The organism is Roseivirga thermotolerans (genome assembly GCF_014653175.1).
Taxonomy (GTDB): Bacteria; Bacteroidota; Bacteroidia; order Cytophagales; family Cyclobacteriaceae; genus Roseivirga; species Roseivirga thermotolerans.
Genome location: NZ_BNAG01000002.1, coordinates 261,976 through 282,122, shown reverse-complemented (window position 1 = coordinate 282,122; position 20,147 = coordinate 261,976). Strand labels below are relative to the sequence as shown.

Genomic DNA, 20,147 nt, shown 5'->3' with positions numbered 1-20,147 from the left:
AAAACAAACTTTGATAATTTCCGAGTCTGAAAACCTATTGAAATGAATATGAAACTTAAAGCGATAATACTGCTTTGTGGCCTGTCAGTTTCAGTGGCATTTGCCCAGAAGAAGGCCGATAGAAAAGACCATGAGCGATGGCAGCAATATGCCAAGTACTACATGGAAATAGACATGGACGTAAATACCAACCGATTTACGGGAGTACAAAAACTGGAATATACCAACAACTCTCCTGATGAACTGGACAAGGTGTTCTATCACCTATATTTTAATGCTTTCCAGCCGGGAAGCATGATGGACGTACGATCCAGAACCATTGATGACCCAGACAGAAGAGTGGGCGATAGAATCTCTAAACTCTCTGACGATGAAATAGGCTACCAAAAAATTCTTTCCCTAAAGCAAAACGGCAAAGATGTAACGTATAAGGTAGAAGGCACAGTACTCGAAGTTTCACTCAATGAGCCCATTAAACCGGGACAAAAAGTAACCTTTGACATGAACTTTGAAGGTCAGGTTCCGGTACAAATTCGCAGAACCGGAAGAGACAATGCCGAGGGCGTACGCTACACCATGACTCAGTGGTTTCCTAAACTGGCCGAGTATGACTATCAGGGCTGGCATGCCGATGAATATATAGGCCGCGAGTTCTATGGGGTATGGGGCGACTTTGAGGTAAAAATTTCGATTGACAAAGACTATGTTGTTGGTGGTACCGGTTATCTTCAGAACCCACTAGAAATTGGCCACGGATATGAAGACAAAGGACAAACCGTAAAACAAAAAGTGAAGAATGGTAAGCTTACATGGCACTTTGTGGCTCCTAATGTTCATGATTTTGCCTGGGCAGCCGACCCAGACTACATTCACGACAAGCTGACCATGAAAAACGGAATGGAGCTTCACTTCTTCCACCAAAAAGGTCAGAATGAAGAAAACTGGGAAAAGCTCATGCCTTTGGCTGAAAAAGCTTTTGAATATGCCAATAAACACTTCGGCCAATACCCTTACAAGCAGTTCTCTGTTATTCAGGGAGGTGACGGAGGCATGGAGTACCCAATGTCTACCATGATTACAGGTATGCGAGGTAGTCTGCTAGGTGTAACTGTGCATGAAGCCATGCACGATTGGTACCATGGAGTATTGGGTAACAACGAAGCCCTGCACCCCTGGATGGACGAAGGGTTTACTTCTTATGCCACTTCTCGCATCATAAGCCACATAGCGGGTCGCGATACAGCCGAAGAAACTATTGAGAACTTGGGAATGCCCGCCAATGGTGGTTACCTGAGATTGGCCACCAGCGGAGTAGAAGAGCCTCTAAGCACTCATTCAGATCACTACCATCTAAATGGTGCCTACGGAGCAGCTGCTTATAGTAAAGGCTCCGTTTGGATGAGCCAGATGGGCTATGTAATTGGAGAGAAAGCCCTTAACAAAGGACTCTTAGAGTATTTTGAAACATGGAAGTTTAAACACCCTAATCCGAACGATGTTCTACGCGTATTTGAGCGTGTTTCAGGTCTGGAGCTAGACTGGTACAATGAGTATTTTGTGTACACTACTAAAACCATTGACTACGGAGTGAAACAAGTAGTTGGCGAAAACAACCGCACCAAAGTTACACTCGAAAGAGTTGGGTTAATGCCTATGCCAATGGACGTAGTCGTAACTTACAAGGATGGGACCAAAGAGGTACACTACATGGCGTTGCGCATGATGCGAGGTGAAAAACCAGCCGAAACCAACGACCCGCGCGTGGTACACCCTGACTGGCCATGGACTCACCCTACTTATGAATTTACTATCAATAGACCAGCCTCGGAGATTGCCTCCGTTGAAATCGACCCATCGGGACGAATGGCCGATGTGAACCGCGAGAACAACGTTTGGAAAGCGGAAGCTATCGATAGCAAAAAATAATAAGGCTCTTGCCTGCAAACGCAAAAATCCGGCTTGTATAAACAGGTCGGATTTTTGCTTTTAAAAAGCTTTCAACAATTATTAACTTAAACAAAAACGCACCATTATGACAAAATCTACTCTATTCCTGTTTGTTCTACTTCTAATTTGCTCATGTAATTCTAAACCAGAATTCAATATCCAGGGTACCATTGAAAACTATGAGGGCTATGTATTTCTTCGCTATGGAAATTACGTAGACAGTACGCTTACAGAAGATGGACGGTTTGAATTTACGGGGTCGGTTGAGCACGTACGTAACGCCACCATTACTCATAAGGCCGATGGAATATACAGCGCACAATTCTTCTTAAACAATGAGGAAATATCGCTTAAAACAACTTATAAAGAGCCATTCATTAGGCTCGTTGAAGTACACAGCTCCACAAACAGCCAAATGAAGCAAATTCTTAGCGACCTTGAAGGAATTATGGAGGATGAGCAAAAACTGAGAGGCAATGCCCTTTACTTATACATGGACTCCATAACTAAACTCTATCCCAGAAACGAATTTATAGCAGAACTTACTTCAGAAGTAGTCACCAGTGACTTTATTACCATTGATCAGTCACAGCAACTATTATCTACCATAGACACCACCCTTCTCGATCCGCTAGACCTGAAGTCCGTTATGCTCTCTTTAGACCGACAGGAACGAATAAACCCGGGAGATCCTTTTCCCGACTTCTCCTTTGAAGGGTTCAATGGTGAAACTTATACCCAAAACAGTTTTTCGGATAGGTATGTTCTGATAGACTTCTGGGCTACCTGGTGCGCTCCTTGCATTAAAGGGTTTGGATCATTACTGCCAGTTTACGAGGAATTAGAAGGAAAATTGGAAGTGCTTGCAGTATCGATCGACTCCAACAAGGAATTTCCTTTAAAACACCTGAATAATAAGAATTACCCATGGAAACAGGCTTTTGCTGAAAAAGGGTTTCAAAATCCTTTTCTGGAACAGCTAGGAGTTGTTTTTCTTCCATTCTATTATTTGATCAGCCCGGATGGCGAAATTCTGGCAATCAATCCGAAAATAGACGAAATTCCGGAACTCATTAACAAACGTTCGAGCCTCAAAGAGGTTCTAAAGTAATGGACATAGGAAAAATCTTAATGGGGGTTGTTTATATCATGGCCGGGCTAATGCACTTTGTAAAGCCCAAGCTGTATATGAAAATAATGCCCCCTTACCTCCCACTCCACCGAATACTGGTTTATCTCAGTGGCCTGTTTGAAGCACTTTTTGGAGCCCTATTGCTTATCCCAAGCACTCAAAACATTGGAGCTTGGGGTCTTATTGCCACGCTGCTAGCCGTATTTCCGGCCAACCTCTACATGCTCACTTCTTATAAGGGTAAAAAAAGCTGGTACAAAGTCGCACTTTGGCTGAGACTCCCCCTACAGTTTGTGCTCATATACTGGGCCTGGCTGTATACCTAATAACAAGCCGTGTATTCACTCAAACAATAAAGACCTGAAAATCAACATACTATAAATGTTTCATAATTTTATTTTCAATGTTTGAACTTTAATGTTTAAACACCAGTTAACCTCCTGAACTTCGAAAAAATTAAACAAACAATTATGAGAACATTTAATGTACCCACCCGAGATGAGGTTAGTGTTGAGAGTCAGCAACTTTTCGATGCACTAGAGAAAAAGCTAGGCATGGTGCCTAATCTATATGCCTCTATAGGATACTCCGGCAATGCCCTTGCTTCTTACCTAACCTTTCAGGATGCACAAGCCCAAGGCACATTCAATGCAAAACAGCGTGAAGCCGTAAACCTGGTTGTTTCTCAAGTCAATGGTTGCACTTATTGCCAGGCAGCACACACCACTCTGGGGAAAATGAATGGCTTTACAGAAGAAGAAACCATAGCACTAAGACAAGGTCGCTCTTCCGATGCCAAACTGAACGCCATTGTTGGTTTAGCCAAGAGCCTTGTAGAAAATCGTGGAAGAGCCTCAGAAGATAAAGTAGAAGAATTTTTGGCTCAGGGATATGATCAGGCAGCCCTGGTAGACCTGGTTGCCCTTGTGGCGAGTAAAACCCTTGCCAATTACGTGCACAATCTATTTGATTTTGCCATAGACTTTCCTGAAGCACAGCCCTTAGAAGAGGCTATTAATGCTTAAAAGCATAGACGAAAACCATTAAAGGTAGAGTTAAGTGTGTGTTGGTTGAGGGCTGCCCGGCTTAGTCGGGTGGCTCTCTTTGTTCATAGGCAATCACAGCGAAGCACCACCAGCCAAGAGCTTTATTAATGTGGGAACATTAGTATATTTAAAAATCGTTCGAGTAGCCAAGAAAACGCCCCACTATGGAAGAACAGTTAAAAAATGGTGAGTTCCTTAATGAACAACAGAGGTTGCGCGTAAATCTTCAGTATACTGCAGCCTGGTTGGGCGAAAAAATTTCGGCTTTTCTGAAGCCCTATGATATTACTCAACAGCAATTCAATGTGCTTTCTATTCTCGATAAACAATTTCCGGAGCCTATTAGCACCAAAGAGATCAGGGAACGAATGATTGTAAGTAATGCCGACACCTCTCGATTGGTTGATCGTTTGTGTAGCAAAGGCCTGATTTGGAAAAGACCTTGCCCGCACGATGGCCGTTTGGTTCAGGTTTTTATTGCCGAAAGTGGACAAAAACTGCTGCAACAAGTTAATACCCACATGCCCCAACTGGATGCGGAGATGGACAATCTGTCGGAAAAAGAACTGCTCATACTCAACCAGCTTTTAAACAAAATGAGATTTAGAGTTAAAAGCAGCTCTCCGGCCTAACCTTCTTCCCAAGCCTCCTTCTTCTATCGGCCAATTGCTCTCTGTGCATTGATTCAGCCATATAAAAACAGCCGCTACTTCCCTTCCGGTCTCTCCTCTCATTCCCCATTGTTCGTAGTTTATCGTCTTAGCACCCGATACAGAGTATAGATAGAGCCAACACACAACACACTAAATATCCACCGGGGCTCAACTACACCAACCAAGGGTAGGCCAATCAATGCCCCTACTGCAGCACCTATGTCTTTAGCTGTTGAGAGCTTGGCAAACGCATTGTAATTCTCCCGGGTTGAACTTCTTTGCAAAGCAAACAAAGGCATGCAAACATTATTGACCGCAGCGGCTGCGAACACTATTACTAAAGCCTCAACTACAATCCCTCCGGCCATAAAGCCTAAGGCAATGCATATCAACACAGAAGATAAGGCAAACACCAGTCTATGACCGTAACGCCTAATAGCAGAGCCTGTTAAAGGAGCCAGTATAATCTGAAAAACCCTTCTAATAGAGATAAAAATTGCCGTATTCATCAGCACATGTTCCGACCAGAAATTGGCATGGGACCGCAGCAGTATGCTAACTGTCACTACCACAAATCCATCGATTAGAAAGGACGAAATAAATACCCATGCATCGAGCCAATTGGGCTTTTGAAAACGTACGACTTCTTTTAGCACTACCTTAGCCTTAGGATTTGGAAGGTTGTGGAGTAATGCCATCCCCATGAGCGTGGCCACGGCAGAAGTAAGGAATACCTGTGAAGCCCCCCATGTTGCTAGTACTATTGGTCCAAACCAATAGGCAAGCACCGGCCCAAGCTCTTTAATCGATGTAGCTATACCCAGGGCTTCTCCTTTGTGCGGTGCTACTTGTACATACTGAACCGAAGCAAATCGAAACATGGAGTAGCTGATTCCCCAAACAACCCGCACAAGCAACCAAAACCATAAAGGCATTTCAAAGGCATAAGACATTGAGGTGAGAGCTGCCAAACAGATTGCCATACTTACAATATGCTTAAGTCCTGTGACCGCGGCCAGAGCATTGACCCATCGATTTGATAAAACCCGGACAAACTTATTAATGCTTAATATGACTCCTACTGAAAAGGCGTTTAACTCTAAGGTTGTAGCATTTAAAGGCAGGTAGGCATAGAGAAAAGCATCGGCCATGCCTCCGAGCGTCATGGCCAAAGAAGATCGAACTGTTGGCCTCAACGACAGGGTTGCATTCTCCACTCCTAACCGGCCAGAGTTTGCCTGTGTTGAACGCATCTAACCACAGCAGGCAGAAGCGTGCGCATGAGTAACCGTGGCAGTGGTTCCACAACCACACCCTTCCTCTCCTTCTGCCTTTTTTACCTCATCCAGTTTACAACACGCTTCAGTGTTTTCAGTCGGGGCCCCTCCACAACATCCTGCAACTTCACTATCAGACTCCGCTGGGCTACTCACAGATCCGCAACAAGATAAATCGCCCTCATTGGTAGAACCACAAACCCCGGTCTCCGGCAAATCTAACTCCACTCTTCTAGCTCCTTCTATATCGCCATCTAGCCAAGCGGCAATACTCCTCACTTGTTCATAGCCTGTAGCCATTAAGAAAGTAGGTGCCCTTCCGTAGCTTTTCACCCCTACCACATAAAAATTGGTTTCAGGTTGTTTGAGCTCCAACTCTCCATGCGGACGTACCGTACCGCAACTGTGTATATTGGGATCTATAAGCTCTGCCAACTGAGGCACACATTCAAGTGCAGGGTCTCGCGCCAACCGAATTTCTTGCAGCATCGAAAAATCGGGCCGGGCTCCGGTGTTCGCAATAATCTCATCGATTGCAGAAACCGTATGATCTTTGCCCTCTAATAAACCATGAACAGCAATGGTTCCATCTTCTGAGCTTACTCTATCAATGTAAAAGGGCATGTGCAGGCTCAGCTGGCCGGAGTTAACTAACTGTTCTATTCTTGTGCCTAAAGCTCCCCTTGCTTCCAAAGCATCTTGCTCTCTACCACCATAAAGCTTTGAAAGACTCTCTGAGTGAAGTGCCCAATGTAGCCGGGTATTGGGGTAATCTACCTTTAACTCGGCCAAACTAAGCAATGAGTTAATGGCTGAATGGCCTCCACCAACTACGAGAACCGACTTGTTGGCATATCGCTTTTTATCTTTTCCCAAAATATCCGGAATACGGTAAGCAATTTTATGCCGATGTTCATGCTCACCTTGTGCAAAACTACCTCCTGAGCCAATGGGATTGGGGTTTTGCCATGTGCCTGAAGCATCAATTACCACAGATGCCTCAAAAGATAAGTTCGTTTCTTCCTGCCTAACCCAAATTACAAAAGGCGAAGAATCTCTGTTGTGAGAATTCACCTTGGTGATTCCTTTTTTAGTGATGCTTAAGACGGTGGAATTCAGGTGTAGATATGGTTTTACTTTAGGGTGCCCGGCCAACGGCCTCAGGTATTGGTTCACCAAGTCCGCCCCGGTGGGCAGAACCTCACGGTCGGGTTCAACCCAGCCCGACTTTGACAATATCTCCTTTGCCGCTTTGTCTATGTTGTAGCGCCAGGGTGAAAACACTTTTACATGCTTCCAGTCTGAAACATTATGACCAACTTCAGGGCCATTTTCGAATATGAGAAAAGGGATATTTCTTAACGCCAGATGAGAGGCAGCCGCTAATCCTACAGGGCCTGCTCCTATTATGGCAACAGGTAGTTCTCTATTGATTGTCATCATTTTATATCGTTTTGCCAAACAAGACGGACAAAGGGTAAAATGATGCAGGCGGGCTTATGATTTACAACAGACTAAATTAACCTGAGTTCGATGTACAAAAGGAACGTCATGCCGGAAAAACAGGCCTTAAACTCCCAAAAAGGGCTGTTTTATCCGGTATCTCGACAGAGCCTAAATGAGATTGCGGATATTTCCCTTTGTGTATGTGAAGTTTTCAGAGGAAAATTCCGCAATGCCGTCATAAGAGGGGATATTTTACTACTTAGTTACATCGAACTCAGGTTAATTTAGACTTGTGCTTAGGGCAGACATAAAAAACCCAGACCTACTAAGCAAGCCTGGGTTTTGTAATGTTCTTACTATTAAGTAATCTCCTTTATCTGGAGAACACAAACCGTAGATTCAATCCAAATCCATCTACGTTAAAATCTGTTTCGTCTATTAATCGGAAGCCCGGTCTCCAGTCCATTCCTAAAACCAGCGGTACGTCTCTGAACTGGTATTCGATACCAATTTCGCCCACAGCACCTAAGGAAAAGTCATCTCCAATGCCCAAAAATGGCCCTGCCCCTACATACCAGAAGAAGGTTTCTCCTTCTGCTTCAAAAGGTTTATAGAGAAAGTCCCATAGGGCATCTATACCTAATACATCATTGCTCAACGATAGATCGGCATGTATTCGGCTAAACTGACCTGAAGAGAATACTGCGTCTACAGCAAAATCACCGGCAGTAACGTTTCCGAAACGAACACCAAGCTCCTGGCCTTGTGCAGTCAGAGAGCCTGCTGTAAGTAATGCAACCAGTACGAATAGTCTTCTCACGAGTTTCATCTTACCTTTTTAATTATTTCTCTACCGTAATTACATACTCACCCGCCAGGCCGGCACGTACCGGCCCATTCGATTTAGTAAAACTGAATACAAATTTACTCAGAGATAAACTCTGAATAGTGATTTGCTTTCCGTCATCTAACACTACGGCATTGGCATTGGTATCTGCCCACTCCCAAGTACCACTAGCCCTAAAAAGGTCTCCGGCATTGGTAGTGGTATATGTTCCCTGAGCAAACGATAGTGCGAAGCCCGGGTAATTCGCACTTACATTGCTCCCATCTACCTTAATACTACCGAACTGTCCCAGTGTCCATTGTCCGGCCAGTTTTTCGTAGGTCAGCTCTTGTGCTGTGGGTCCTGTGGGATCATCATTGTCACAGGAAATACTCAATAAAGCCACCGCGGCTATTAGTATGTAGGTATATATGCGGTTGGTTTTCATCCTTATTCTTTTGCTTTTTGTTTTATGATCTACAGTCTTGGGTTATTTTCTAATCAACACCTTCTTCCTCACGAGTGACTTTTCATTGCTGAACTGTATAATGTACAGGCCACTTTCAAAGCTAGCCACATCAATAGTCAGCTCCGGTTGGTCATAACCTTTCTTCTGAAGTAAACTCACCCCTGATGGATTTATCATTTGAATATCAACAGGTTTTCCGTTTAGTTCACTAAGGTCAATAGTCACCTGTGTAGAAGCAGGGTTCGGGAATACACTAATCTGCTCTTCCTGAATCTGGTCGTTATCTACTCCCGTCACAATTACTCCTTCGCCAGACAAGCCCACTTCAATCACATTGTCTTTGATTCTGCTGGTAATATCGAAGTTGAACACAACTACACCTTGATATACTCTGGCCTCTCTTGGTCTGAAGACAGCAGTAATTGGTTTGGTTTCACCCGGCCCTACCTGCACTGAACCAGGAGTAATACTGAAGCCTTGAGAGGAGCTAATTACCCTAACCTCAGTGGCAGCATCTCCATTGTTGGTCACTGTCCAGCTCTTGGTGCTGCTCAGACCAAGTATGGTAGCATCGAATACGCCATCTCCTTCAACTACAATAATTGCTTCAGGCTCGTTGGTGATGGTTATGGTAAGTACTTTTTCAAAAGTTCCATTGAATCCATCATCTGCCTTCACTCGAATGCTATAGCTGGCCTTGGTTTCAAAGTCGAACACCACATTGGTCTTTAATGTATTGCCACTTATAGTGAAGGCTGCATTGTCTGTATCGCCCGTACCAGAAACAAGGGTATAGGAATGAGAATCTCCGGCATCGGCATCGGTACTGGTTAATGTACCTATAGTGGCTCCTACCGCATTGTTCTCCTGAATACTGGTTGCTGAAAGTGTAATGTTGGTTGGAGCAAAGTTGGTCGTGTAAACCTGACCTTCGAATGCAGCCGCCAACTCATTGCCGGCCTCATCCTTAATTGTTCCATCTGCTTTCGCATTCAACTTCAGGGTACCTTCACCATTAAGACCCTGGATAGTTACCGTATAGGTTTTGTTATCTGTTGTAGTTACGGCTCCTACAGTAGCTACTGCAGTTCCTGTGGCAACTACTTCGAAGTCTGTGGCATCTACACCGTTTACTACTTCACTAAAGGTAACGGTGTATTTTCTGCTGGTTGTTCCTGTTGGTATTTGATCGGCTTCGGCTCTCGAAATGCTGCTCACCTGTGGAGCAGTTCCATCGAAGGTAGTACTCACCGTATTGGCCGATGCCGCACTGGTATTACCAGCCTGATCGTTAACTGTTCCGGCAGGAATAGCAACGCTCACCGTACCATCGGCAGCAGGAGTGATAGTTACTCTCCAAACAGAACCGGCTGTAACTACTTCCAGATTAGACGCTACTCCGTTGGTCACAGTAAGGTCGGTAAGCTCAAAGCCTGTTACCGGCTCATCGTAAGTTACAGTGGTTGAGAAGGCCGCATTGGTCAAAGTTCCGGCAGAAGTACTTAGTGTAGGAATAGCTCTGATTCCGTCTACCAGTATGGCTGCGGTTGACCCCACATTGTTCAGTCCTGTAATGGCATCTACATTGAACTCATCCTTCATGGTTGCCCCATTGAGATCAATTGAGCTTGCCAGAGCAATACCATCTGTATCAAGGTCACCTTCGGTTATTGTATAACGGAAGGTGGCTGTGGTAGCTGCAGACACAGTACCTACAAGGTTTGCCTTCACTGTTTTCGAACCAATGGTTACATCGATACTTGGTGTGCCAGTAATTGTTATTGGCAAACTGAAGGTGGCCTGGAAGTCCAGTTCATCACCTATACCATAGATATCGGCTGTTGGTACTGACACGCTCGTAACTACTGATGCTGCTACGGTTGTAAATGTCCATGACGTATTATTGCTTATACCTGCATAGGCATTCTCAAAATTGTCTTCGAAAGCCCCGGCATCTATCATTACATAGAACTCTGTCGATGGTGGTAACAAAGCATTGTCAGGATTAACAGTAATGACTCCACCTGTTATGCTCACTTTGTTGCTGTTTACATCGATAGTTTCTAGCACACTATTGTCGCTGCTTTTCTTAATGGTAATAGAGCCTGTACCTTTCACCATTGACTCATCGAATGTGAGTACCAGGTTTTGGTTTGGCAACACATCTACTTCATTGTCTGCCGGTGAGAGAGTTGGTGCTGAAATTCTACTCTTCATTTCAGTTTGACTGGTTGCAGCCACACCCTCATTATTGCTATCGTCAGTGAGTGTTACACTCACCGTAAGCACACCATCGTTAAGACCCGACAGGTCGGCAACCACAATCTGCTCATCGGCAGAAGTTATGGTTCCACTACCGGTTACCGCTGTTCCTCCTTCACTGGAAGTTATGCTGTAGTTATAAGTTGTTCCTACTTCTGCATTGGCAAAAGTGATGGTACTGGTTGTCAACTCGGTAGAGTTAATCAGGCCATCGTCAAAACTTATGGTATAACCTGCAGGTGCGGTGTTATCATCGTCATCTAAAATGGTTACAGTAGCAACATCGCTCACATCTACGGCTAGCGAAGTAGCTGCCAAACCAGACATGGATATAGTTAAGGTTTCGGTGTCTTCTTCCACTCCATCGTCTACCGGTGTCAGCGTAAAGGTCTGAGTTTCCCCTGCCGTACCATTAAAGGTCAGTGTTTGAGAAACAATAGCCTGATAGTCATCTCCTACCAGAGCTGTAACATCTGCTGTACTCACATTGATGGTAAAGCCTCCATCTACCGGATTATCCAGGGTAGCGGTAAGGGTAATATCTCCTTCTCCTTCAATTGCTTGTACATCTTCTATGGTCACCGCGGCCTGATCGTCATTGGTAATAGTGACGGTCGCTCCATCGGTTACATCAATATCGCTTGTAGAAACCGTATTGGCTATCAGGTTATTCATTAACACCTGAATTGTCTCATTGGCCTCTAGCTTGTTGTCTGAACCTAAAGTAATGGTAACGGTCTTGGTTTCACCGGCCGTACCTACAAAGGTGATGGTCTGGTCAACCACAGCAGTATAATCATTATCGGCAATGGTTGCTGTTCCATCTACGGTTGACACGTCAACGCTGAATCCTCCGTCTACGGCTTTGTCAAGTACAAGTGAAACGGTCGTGCTTCCATCGTCTTCATCAGCGCTCACATCGGCAATTGTTACAGTGGCCTGGTCATCATCTATAATGGTATAGGTGTGCACCGTATTGGCTCCAAGTATGGAGTTGGTTGGATTAGACAGTGTAATGATCACCGTCTCGTCCAGCTCAACTATTTCATCGTTCACTATTCCGGCTATCGCAATATTCTCACTGGTGCTATTGGCTGCAAAAGTAAGCGTACCACTGGCCAATGTGTAATCGGCTCCATTGGTTGCTGTACCGGTTACCGTGTAATCTACAGTAATGGTATTGGAGCTGGCCAAATCATTGTTCACTACAATGCTGGCAGAGCCTACAGATTCTAAACCAGAAGAGGTAGTTGTAGCAAAAGAGATTACTGGTGTATCATCATCTTCTGTAACTACAGATACGGTCTGATCTGCCAAAGCGTCAAAGTCGTCATCACTGCTGGCATCGTCTACAGACAAGGTAATTGTCGTGGTTTGATCTCCATCCAGATCCGAATCGTCTTCTCCGGTAATGGTTACTGTTTGTGGAGTATACCAGTTAGTCGGAGTAAAGGTAATGGATGAGGCATCGACCGTGGCCTCACCGGTATCACCACTAGTAATATTTATCACCACGTTGCTGGCCGGCTCTGCGGTAAGCACCACGGTAAAGTCATCGGTAGTACCTACTTCTGAAACGGATGCTGTGGTTTTAGACAAAGTAAAGCCTGCTACATCATCATCGGTATTATCTACCGAAACCGTTTTATCTCCCAGCGCATCGAAATTATCGTCACTGTTATTGTCGTCTATTGACAGGGTAATATTAAAGGTCTGTGTTCCATCAATAATATCATCATCAACTCCTGTAACGGTAACGGTCTGAGGCGTATCCCAATCTGAAGGAGTAAAGGTCAATGTCGATGAGCTTACTGTCCCTTCGCCTGTGTCTCCACTGCTTACGTTGATTACTACATCGCTGCCCGGACGAGCATCCAATACAACTGTAAAGGTATCTTCTCCTCCGGCTTCTGTAACAGAAGTACCACCATCTGTTTCGGTTACTGTAAACCCTGGAGTTATCTCGGAAATGGTTGGCACATTTACTTCGCCAGACACATTGCCTGCGGCATCTACTGCCTGAACTACAAAGTTATTGTCAGAGTCTGCCGTTAAATTCACAGAGAAACTCCACGAACCTCCCGATACTGTGGCACTTCCTAAAGAGGTGCTGTTGTCGGCCGATCCGTCATTATCCACATCGGCATAGGCATGAACCGTTACTCCATCTTCTGCATGCGTTCCACTAATTGTTTGCGCAGCAGCGTCTACTGTTATTGCCATAAAAGGCGTAGTAACTATTGGCTCAGCCGGATTGGTGCTATCTTCTATTATGGTTGGCACATCTACATCTGACGAGGTATTACCTGCGGCATCCATGGCTCGAACCACAAAGTTATTGGCTTGATCTGCCTTAAGGCTTACATTTAAACTCCATGCATTGCCACTTACTGTAGCATTGCCCAATGAGGTTGCGTTATCTGCCACACCATCGTTGTTGGCATCGGCATAGGCATGAATAGTAACTCCATCTTCTGAGTGTGTTCCACTAATTGTTTGGTTATCGGCATTTACCGTAGCCGATGTAGTAGTTACAATAGGGTCTGCCGGAGCAACATTGTCTACCAACACAGCCGAAGTATTAGGCAAGGTTGGTAAAGTGCTATTCAGGGCATTGCGAGCCGCATCTTCAACCCCCAGGTCACCTACATTGAATGAGCTAATTTCTATACCATCAGAATCGTTTTCGCCACCAACAGTGAAAGACAATACCCAGGTATCCGTTCCATTTCCTGAAGAATAGAAGGCACTTCTTGGGGTTCCTCCTACATTGACAACTAAGTGAGGAGGTTCACACGAGCTACCTTCATCAAAGTTAACTGCCTCGCTAAAGGTTACCGTAAACTCTAAATTGTCACCTGATTTGTACGATCCGTCAGCCGGTGCAGTAATGGAGACAATTGTTGGCAAGGTAACATCATAAGTTACTTCTGTTGAGCTAACAGTTGTAGCCGTATTGCCCGCCTCATCTGTTCCATCAAAGCTGATGGTATATACAGAACCATCTACCAAAGTAGGAGCATTTGTGAGAGCTGCTATTCCTCGCACTCCGGCACTTAACTCACCACCTGTCAGATTCACTACATGAGGAGAGCTGGCATCGGCCGTTCCCCCTGTTCTTGTAAAGGTGATTGTTCCTGAAGCCAGGGTCTCAGAAAGGGTATAGCCTACTCTGGCATGGTTAACCGTGCTACCCGAACTTGGGCTCACAGCACTGAATACCGGAGAACTACTATCGAAGGTAACTGATGAACTGCTTACTGTGGTAGCTGAATTACCCGCAGCATCCGTTCCATTGAATGAGATGGTGTATACCGCCCCATCCACTAGGTTCGGAGCATTGGTCAATGCCGATAGGGCGCGTACTCCGGCATCCAATTCATTACCTGTCAAGGTCACGACATGCGGAGAATTGCCATCGGCTGTTCCTGAAGTTCTGGTGAATGTCACTGTTCCTGAAGCTAGAGCTTCTGAAAGGGTATAACCTACATTGGCATTATTGACTCTACCACCTGTAGCCGGACTAACAGCACTAAACACCGGAGCTACTCCATCGACCCCTATAGCTTTGTTTGCACCAAGCGAATTGGCCTCTCCCGGAGTTGGTAGGGTGAGTGTGGCATTGTTGCCCACTGCATCGGCAATAGTACCGGAGTTTAAGCTCAATGAATTGACGTTTACATAATCCAAGTCACTGTTCTGATCGCCAGACTGTACTGTATAATTAAAGCTCAATGTGCTGGTGCCTGTACCTGCAGTGTAATCTACGGTGCGATCTGTTGTACCAGTCTCCAGAGTGATTTGAGGAGTGCCGGTTACGGTTACAGCCTCGCTAAAGGTTACGGTTACGACCACAATATCGCCCACTTTGTAAGTACCATCGGCTGTGGTTGAAGACACACTGGTTACAGTTGGAGGCACTGCATCAATCACTATGGCCTTGTTTGCACCAAGTGAATTGGCCTCTCCCGGAGTTGGTAGGGTAAGTGTGGCATTGTTGCCCACTGCATCGGTAATAGTACCGGAGTTTAAGCTCAATGAATTGACGTTTACATAATCCAAGTCACTGTTCTGATCGCCAGACTGTACTGTATAATTAAAGCTCAATGTGCTGGTACCTGTGCCGGTAGTATAATCTACGGTGCGATCGGGTGTACCAGTCTCCAGAGTAATTTGAGGAGTGCCGGTCACGGTTACAGCCTCGCTAAAGGTTACGGTTACGACCACAATATCGCCCACTTTGTAGCTACCATCGGCTGTGGTTGAAGATACGCTAGTAACGGTTGGAGCTGTAAGGTCTATGGTATAAGTTTCTTCCGATCCTATGACACCGGCAAAAGCATTGCTTGAATTATCAACAATATTCTGCCCTCCAGCAAAACCGAGGTCTACTGTTCCTTCAGCATCTATATTACCCACTGTTACATCAAAGACTGAGTTGGCCGTTTCGGTCGATACTCCAGTTACTGAGGCCGAACCACCACCGGTTACGACAAAGTCTGTCGCGTCTACGTTCTGAACATCTTCATTGAATGTAACACGGAATGTGACGCTGCTTGCATTAGTAGAGGCAGTTGCAGGGCTCTGGCGCACAATTGAAGTTACTGTTGGGGCCGCCTGGTCATTAAGAGTGGCTGTATTGTTAGCGGTTTGATCGGCAGCACCTGCACGTCCATTAATATCAAAAACCTCATTGGCCTGAAGGTCTACTTCAATGGTTTCGGCTCCATTAGGTGTACCCGTAAGACTGAAGAATATTCTTACCGTAGTTTCACCGCCTGTCAAAGCCGAAGCTGAACCTTCTGTAGGGCTATCGTTTTGCTTCACGCTAGATATTACCGGAGTGGTTGCCGTTCCACCAGAAATTTTCAAGTCAAAATCAGCTGGTGTAAGTCCTCCTCCTCCACAGTTGTCTTCATAAACAGCTTCGTTGAAAGTCACATCGATGTAAGAATTATTTGCTGCCAGACTTACTCCGGTAATGAATGGGTCAACCAGGTCATTCAACGTTCTGGTATTGTTGCTCTGGCTGGCGGCCGCAGCATTACCTAGTACGTCAAAGACAGAACTTCCATCAGCGAAGTTAACTGTAATGGTCTCTCCACCATCTGCCACTCCTGTGGTTGTAAAGTTCACTCTTATATTGCTTTCACCACCAACCAGATCAGAGGTACCGTTCAATTGCTTGAGGCTGGTTATTACTGGCGTATGCGCGGATCCTCCACTAATTGAAAGCTGAATATCTGAAGGCTCCAATGCTCCAGTTCCGCCATTGGTACTGTACATACCTTCAGTTGCGAATATTTCTATAAAGGTGTTTTCGTTATGAAGTCCGAGGCTGGTAATGGCCGGGCCTGATGCATCGTTGGCCGCTCCAATTGTAGCGGCTGCACGAGTAAAGTCGGCTGTATCATCATCTGTATCGGTTCCATTAGGGCTTCTTTGCACCGACTCATCGCTCACAGAAGAAGCATTACCGGTAGGGGCTTCGCCTCCTGCTCCTCCCAGTTTTACCTGATCTACTGTGGCTCCGCTAGGATCTTTAAGAATTATCTGAACATCGTTATTCAAAAGGCCGGAACCATCGGGGTTACCTAATACCAGGAAGTCTCCAAACTGTGTGCTGTTGAACGTTCCTGAACCGGACGAGATGTAATTAGAAACATCAAAGGCTCCGTTGCTGGTCAAATCACCCGTAATGTCCGAACCATCAATAAGCTCTATAGTCCAACCGGTTAAATCAATACCTGTACTCTTAATATATAACTCTACCCACTCATCGTCTGAGCCAGGCACTCCACTTGCAGTTGAAGCAAAGTTTGTAGAACTCCAGTCTCGCTGAGGATCTGTAACCACCTCATTAATCACTACATTAACAGTGCTAAACCTAAGGGTAGAAGAGCTCGAAATACCTACAAAATCATTTCCGGCATCATCATCTAATGCCGATGCATCTATTTCTATATGATAGTTTGTTCCTTTTTTTAAGGTACCTGAAGGGTTTAAAGTAACAGTAGCACCTGAAACACTAACCAATGAACCATTGGTAACGTCCAACTGCTCAAAGTTACCCACACCGGTTTCAACGATTGTAATATTACCAGTGCCTACAACCATATTGTCGTCAAATGTAATGGTGAGGTTCTGGCCTAAGTTAACATTGGTTGCTCCGTTTGCAGGCGAACTACTCTGAATAGTTGGCGCAGTTACATCGGCTGTGGTTACGTTTACGAGGGTTGGCGATGCCTGAAGGTTTGGTGTACCTTCATCGTCTCTGGCTACCACATACACATCGTAGGCGGTCTCTGACGTCAGGCCGGTTACACTAAAGGCATTGGTAAAGCCTCCCGAGTTTACGGTGGCATTACCCGAAGTTACGGCTGCTGCTCCGCCATTTCCGGTGCCGCTAACCACCTCTGCAGAGGTAGGAGCGGTAGCTCCGTCTAGTAGAACCACATAAAAAATATCTCCCGCTTCATCTATATCTGTATTCAAAGTAAAGCTGGTGCCTCCTACCGATGAAGCATTGGGTGTGCTGTTTTCAAAAATTGGGGCTGTGCCATCTGCGGTAGTGAAATTCAAGGTGGTAGCATCGGTGATACCTGCGTAACTGTTGCCAGCAATATCATCTATGGCCGTTGCTGCTATTCTTACCGAATAATTTTCCAACTCATCCAAGTCTGAAGATGGATTGATGGTCAGAACATTTCCGCTAATTGAGGCCTGAGAACCAGGGTTTGCAGCATCGATAGTAAATGAATTAGAACCATCGGTTTCGTCAATCACTTCTATGTTACCTGTACCAAAGGCTATATTCTCATTGAAAGTCAGGGTAATATTGCTACCGGGGCTTACTCCTGTAGCATCGTCTGTTGGGCTGCTTGAACTCAATGTTGGTGCAGAGGTGTCGACAACCACTGATAATGCTGCAGAAGATGAACTCTCATTGCCTGCTCCATCGGTAGCGGTAACCGTGATATTATGTGTACCCTCAGACAGAGTCCCGGTTATGATATAGCTGTAACTCCCCCCCACATTGGTGGTGGTAGTTCCTACCAAACCATTAATTGAAGAGGTAATTTTAATGGTAACGCCAGTTTCTATTCCTATTCCACTAAATCTCGGTTGGGTTACTGAGGTTATATTGTCTGTATTAGAAGTTCCCGAGTCAAAGGCTGCAACCAGATCAGGAGCGCCTGGTGTTGTCGGTGCTTCTGTGTCTACTGTGTGGGTAGCCCCTGAAGTAAACCCACCACTAATGACATTTCCTGAACCATCTTGAATACCCGTCCCACTAGACTTTAGATCTATACTGATTGTTCCTGTACCGGAAATAGACCCCACTGACACGGTATAGGTAGCTCCGCTACCACTCATTCCCGTAATGTTACCCGTAACTCCAGAGCCATCTACTGTAAAATCAGTTGCATCAACGCCAGAAACATTTTCGCTAAAGTTTACTGTAAAAGAAACACTAGTAGCGTTGGTAGCTGGCGAACCGCTTACAGTAATGCTACTTACACTTGGCGCAGTTACATCAGCTGTGGTTACGTTTACCAAGGTTGGTGATGCCTGAAGGTTTGGTGATCCCTCATCGTCTCTGGCTACCACATACACATCGTAGGCAGTCTCTGACGTCAGGCCGGTTACACTAAAGGCGTTAGTAAAGCCTCCAGAATTTACGGTAGCATTGCCAGAGGTTACAGCTGCTGCTCCGCCATTTCCGGTGCCGCTCACCACCTCTGCAGAGGTAGGTGCGGTAGCTCCGTCTGCTAGAACCACATAGAAAATATCTCCTGCCTCATCTATATCCGTATTCAAAGTAAAGCTGGTGCCTCCTATCGATGAAGCACTCGGTGTGCTATTCTCAAAGACTGGCGCGGTATCATCCAGCCCTGTTCCCTGAATAGTAAAGTTATAGGGGTTTTCATCTGCATCATCGTTCGCAATGCTTATCTCAGCCGTACGCAGGCCCACTGCACTCGGGTTAAACGTTACTTGAAAAGTGGTAGACCCTGAGGCACTTATTGGGTCTGAACCCGGTTGGCTCGATACTGTAAAATCAGCCGAATGTGTACCGCTGATGGTTACATTTGGAGAACCAGTCAGGTCTAAATCACCGGTACCCGTGTTTTGAATTGTAAATGTTCTCACAATATTGGCTCCGCTACTCGCACCTGTAGAACCAAAATCCGTATGATCTGCTGTGGATGGTGTATTGTCTCCATCCGTTATATCTTGCCCATTTCCCTGGACGTTGATTTCGGGCGCTGCGGAAACAAAGGCTGACCCTGTGAATGTATCCGGAACCACCGAAGGAAACGAAAAATCGCCAGTAGTCCAGTTGCCTATGGTGTTTATGGTAGTAGCCGCAGAAGACAGCGTACTAAAAGAGGTAGTTCCCGAATAGTATCCTTCGAAACAAGTTATTACTGCTGTACTACCATTAGTAAGGCCTGTCCCACTTAGAGTATTTCCAGTGTCGCAGCCCACAAAAGCCAAAAACACACCCGGAGTAGCCCGAGTGCCGGTAATAGCGAACAGTTGGTCGCCATTGGCCGTAGAAAAACCAAGATCATCTTCAATGGCTATTCCCAAAGACGCGGAGATACCCGCTCCGTTATCATCAGCGTCAGTAATATCTATAACAGTACCTTTGGCTATAGTTGAACCGGTATTATTGCTCCATATGACTTCCCCTTCAGACGTGGAAGAAGCGAATCCAGTACCGTTCCACTCCTCATCTACAAAACGAATGCTAGTTCCGTTGGGGCAATCATCCAGAAGGAGAAAGGAAAAACCATCATCGTCATCATGATATGCCACAAAAACAATATCGCCCGCGGCATCAATTGCTCCATTATTGTTTTGGGCAAAGGATGCATTGAGGCCTATGAGCGAAAATACGATAGCCAGAAGTTTTTTCATTGGATATAAAAGGTGTTTTGGTTGTTGGTGAAGTAATTAGAGTCGATTGTAGTCATACCTCCAAATCTAATAAGAATACCTAAATGAGATGACAAAAAAAGTAGGAAGCTCACTTAAATCAAGTAATTATACCTAGTCCTCCTGCGGGTAATTACTCATCT

General features: G+C 45.3%; 10 protein-coding genes. 5 read left to right on the top strand and 5 right to left on the bottom strand.

Translation table 11 applies throughout. The features are described 5' to 3' along the window. Window positions 1-48: 48 nt before the first annotated feature. The 5 genes from IE164_RS07160 (at window position 49) to IE164_RS07140 (ending at window position 4,757) form a co-directional block, all read left to right on the top strand. Window positions 49-1,926, top strand: a complete 1,878-nt coding sequence (locus tag IE164_RS07160; protein ID WP_189629537.1) for a M1 family metallopeptidase — start codon at window positions 49-51, stop codon at window positions 1,924-1,926. A 106-nt stretch (window positions 1,927-2,032) separates the two neighbouring features. Beyond that, window positions 2,033-3,058: a TlpA disulfide reductase family protein gene (locus IE164_RS07155; protein WP_189629536.1), complete on the top strand. Its 1,026-nt coding sequence runs from the start codon at window positions 2,033-2,035 to the stop codon at window positions 3,056-3,058. After that, a complete protein-coding gene (locus IE164_RS07150; protein ID WP_189629535.1) occupies window positions 3,058-3,405 on the top strand; it encodes a DoxX family protein in 348 nt (115 codons plus the stop codon). Before IE164_RS07155 ends, IE164_RS07150 begins: the two co-directional genes overlap by 1 nt. Before the next feature lie 144 nt (window positions 3,406-3,549). Then, window positions 3,550-4,104, top strand: a complete 555-nt coding sequence (locus IE164_RS07145; RefSeq protein WP_189629534.1) for a carboxymuconolactone decarboxylase family protein — start codon at window positions 3,550-3,552, stop codon at window positions 4,102-4,104. Window positions 4,105-4,289: 185 nt separating this feature from the next. Further along, on the top strand, window positions 4,290-4,757 hold the full coding sequence (locus tag IE164_RS07140; protein WP_189629533.1) for a MarR family winged helix-turn-helix transcriptional regulator: 468 nt from the start codon (window positions 4,290-4,292) through the stop codon (window positions 4,755-4,757). 119 nt (window positions 4,758-4,876) lie between these two features. On the opposite strand, the gene IE164_RS07135 is transcribed toward IE164_RS07140, so the two are convergent. From IE164_RS07135 to IE164_RS07115, 5 genes are all read right to left on the bottom strand, one after another. After that, window positions 4,877-6,031: an MFS transporter gene (locus IE164_RS07135; protein ID WP_189629532.1), complete on the bottom strand. Its 1,155-nt coding sequence runs from the start codon at window positions 6,029-6,031 to the stop codon at window positions 4,877-4,879. Continuing rightward, on the bottom strand, window positions 6,032-7,498 hold the full coding sequence (locus IE164_RS07130; RefSeq protein WP_229838571.1) for an NAD(P)-binding domain-containing protein: 1,467 nt from the start codon (window positions 7,496-7,498) through the stop codon (window positions 6,032-6,034). Between the two features lie 376 nt (window positions 7,499-7,874). Further along, window positions 7,875-8,330 carry an outer membrane insertion C- signal gene (locus IE164_RS07125; RefSeq protein WP_189629531.1) on the bottom strand — a complete coding sequence of 152 codons (456 nt, stop codon included), beginning with the start codon at window positions 8,328-8,330 and terminating at the stop codon, window positions 7,875-7,877. Between the two features lie 13 nt (window positions 8,331-8,343). Next, window positions 8,344-8,775 (bottom strand): hypothetical protein, encoded by a 432-nt coding sequence (locus IE164_RS07120; protein WP_189629530.1) that lies wholly within the window; start codon window positions 8,773-8,775, stop codon window positions 8,344-8,346. A 42-nt stretch (window positions 8,776-8,817) separates the two neighbouring features. Next, a complete protein-coding gene (locus tag IE164_RS07115) occupies window positions 8,818-19,986 on the bottom strand; it encodes an Ig-like domain-containing protein (RefSeq protein WP_189629529.1) in 11,169 nt (3,722 codons plus the stop codon). Window positions 19,987-20,147: the final 161 nt, after the last annotated feature.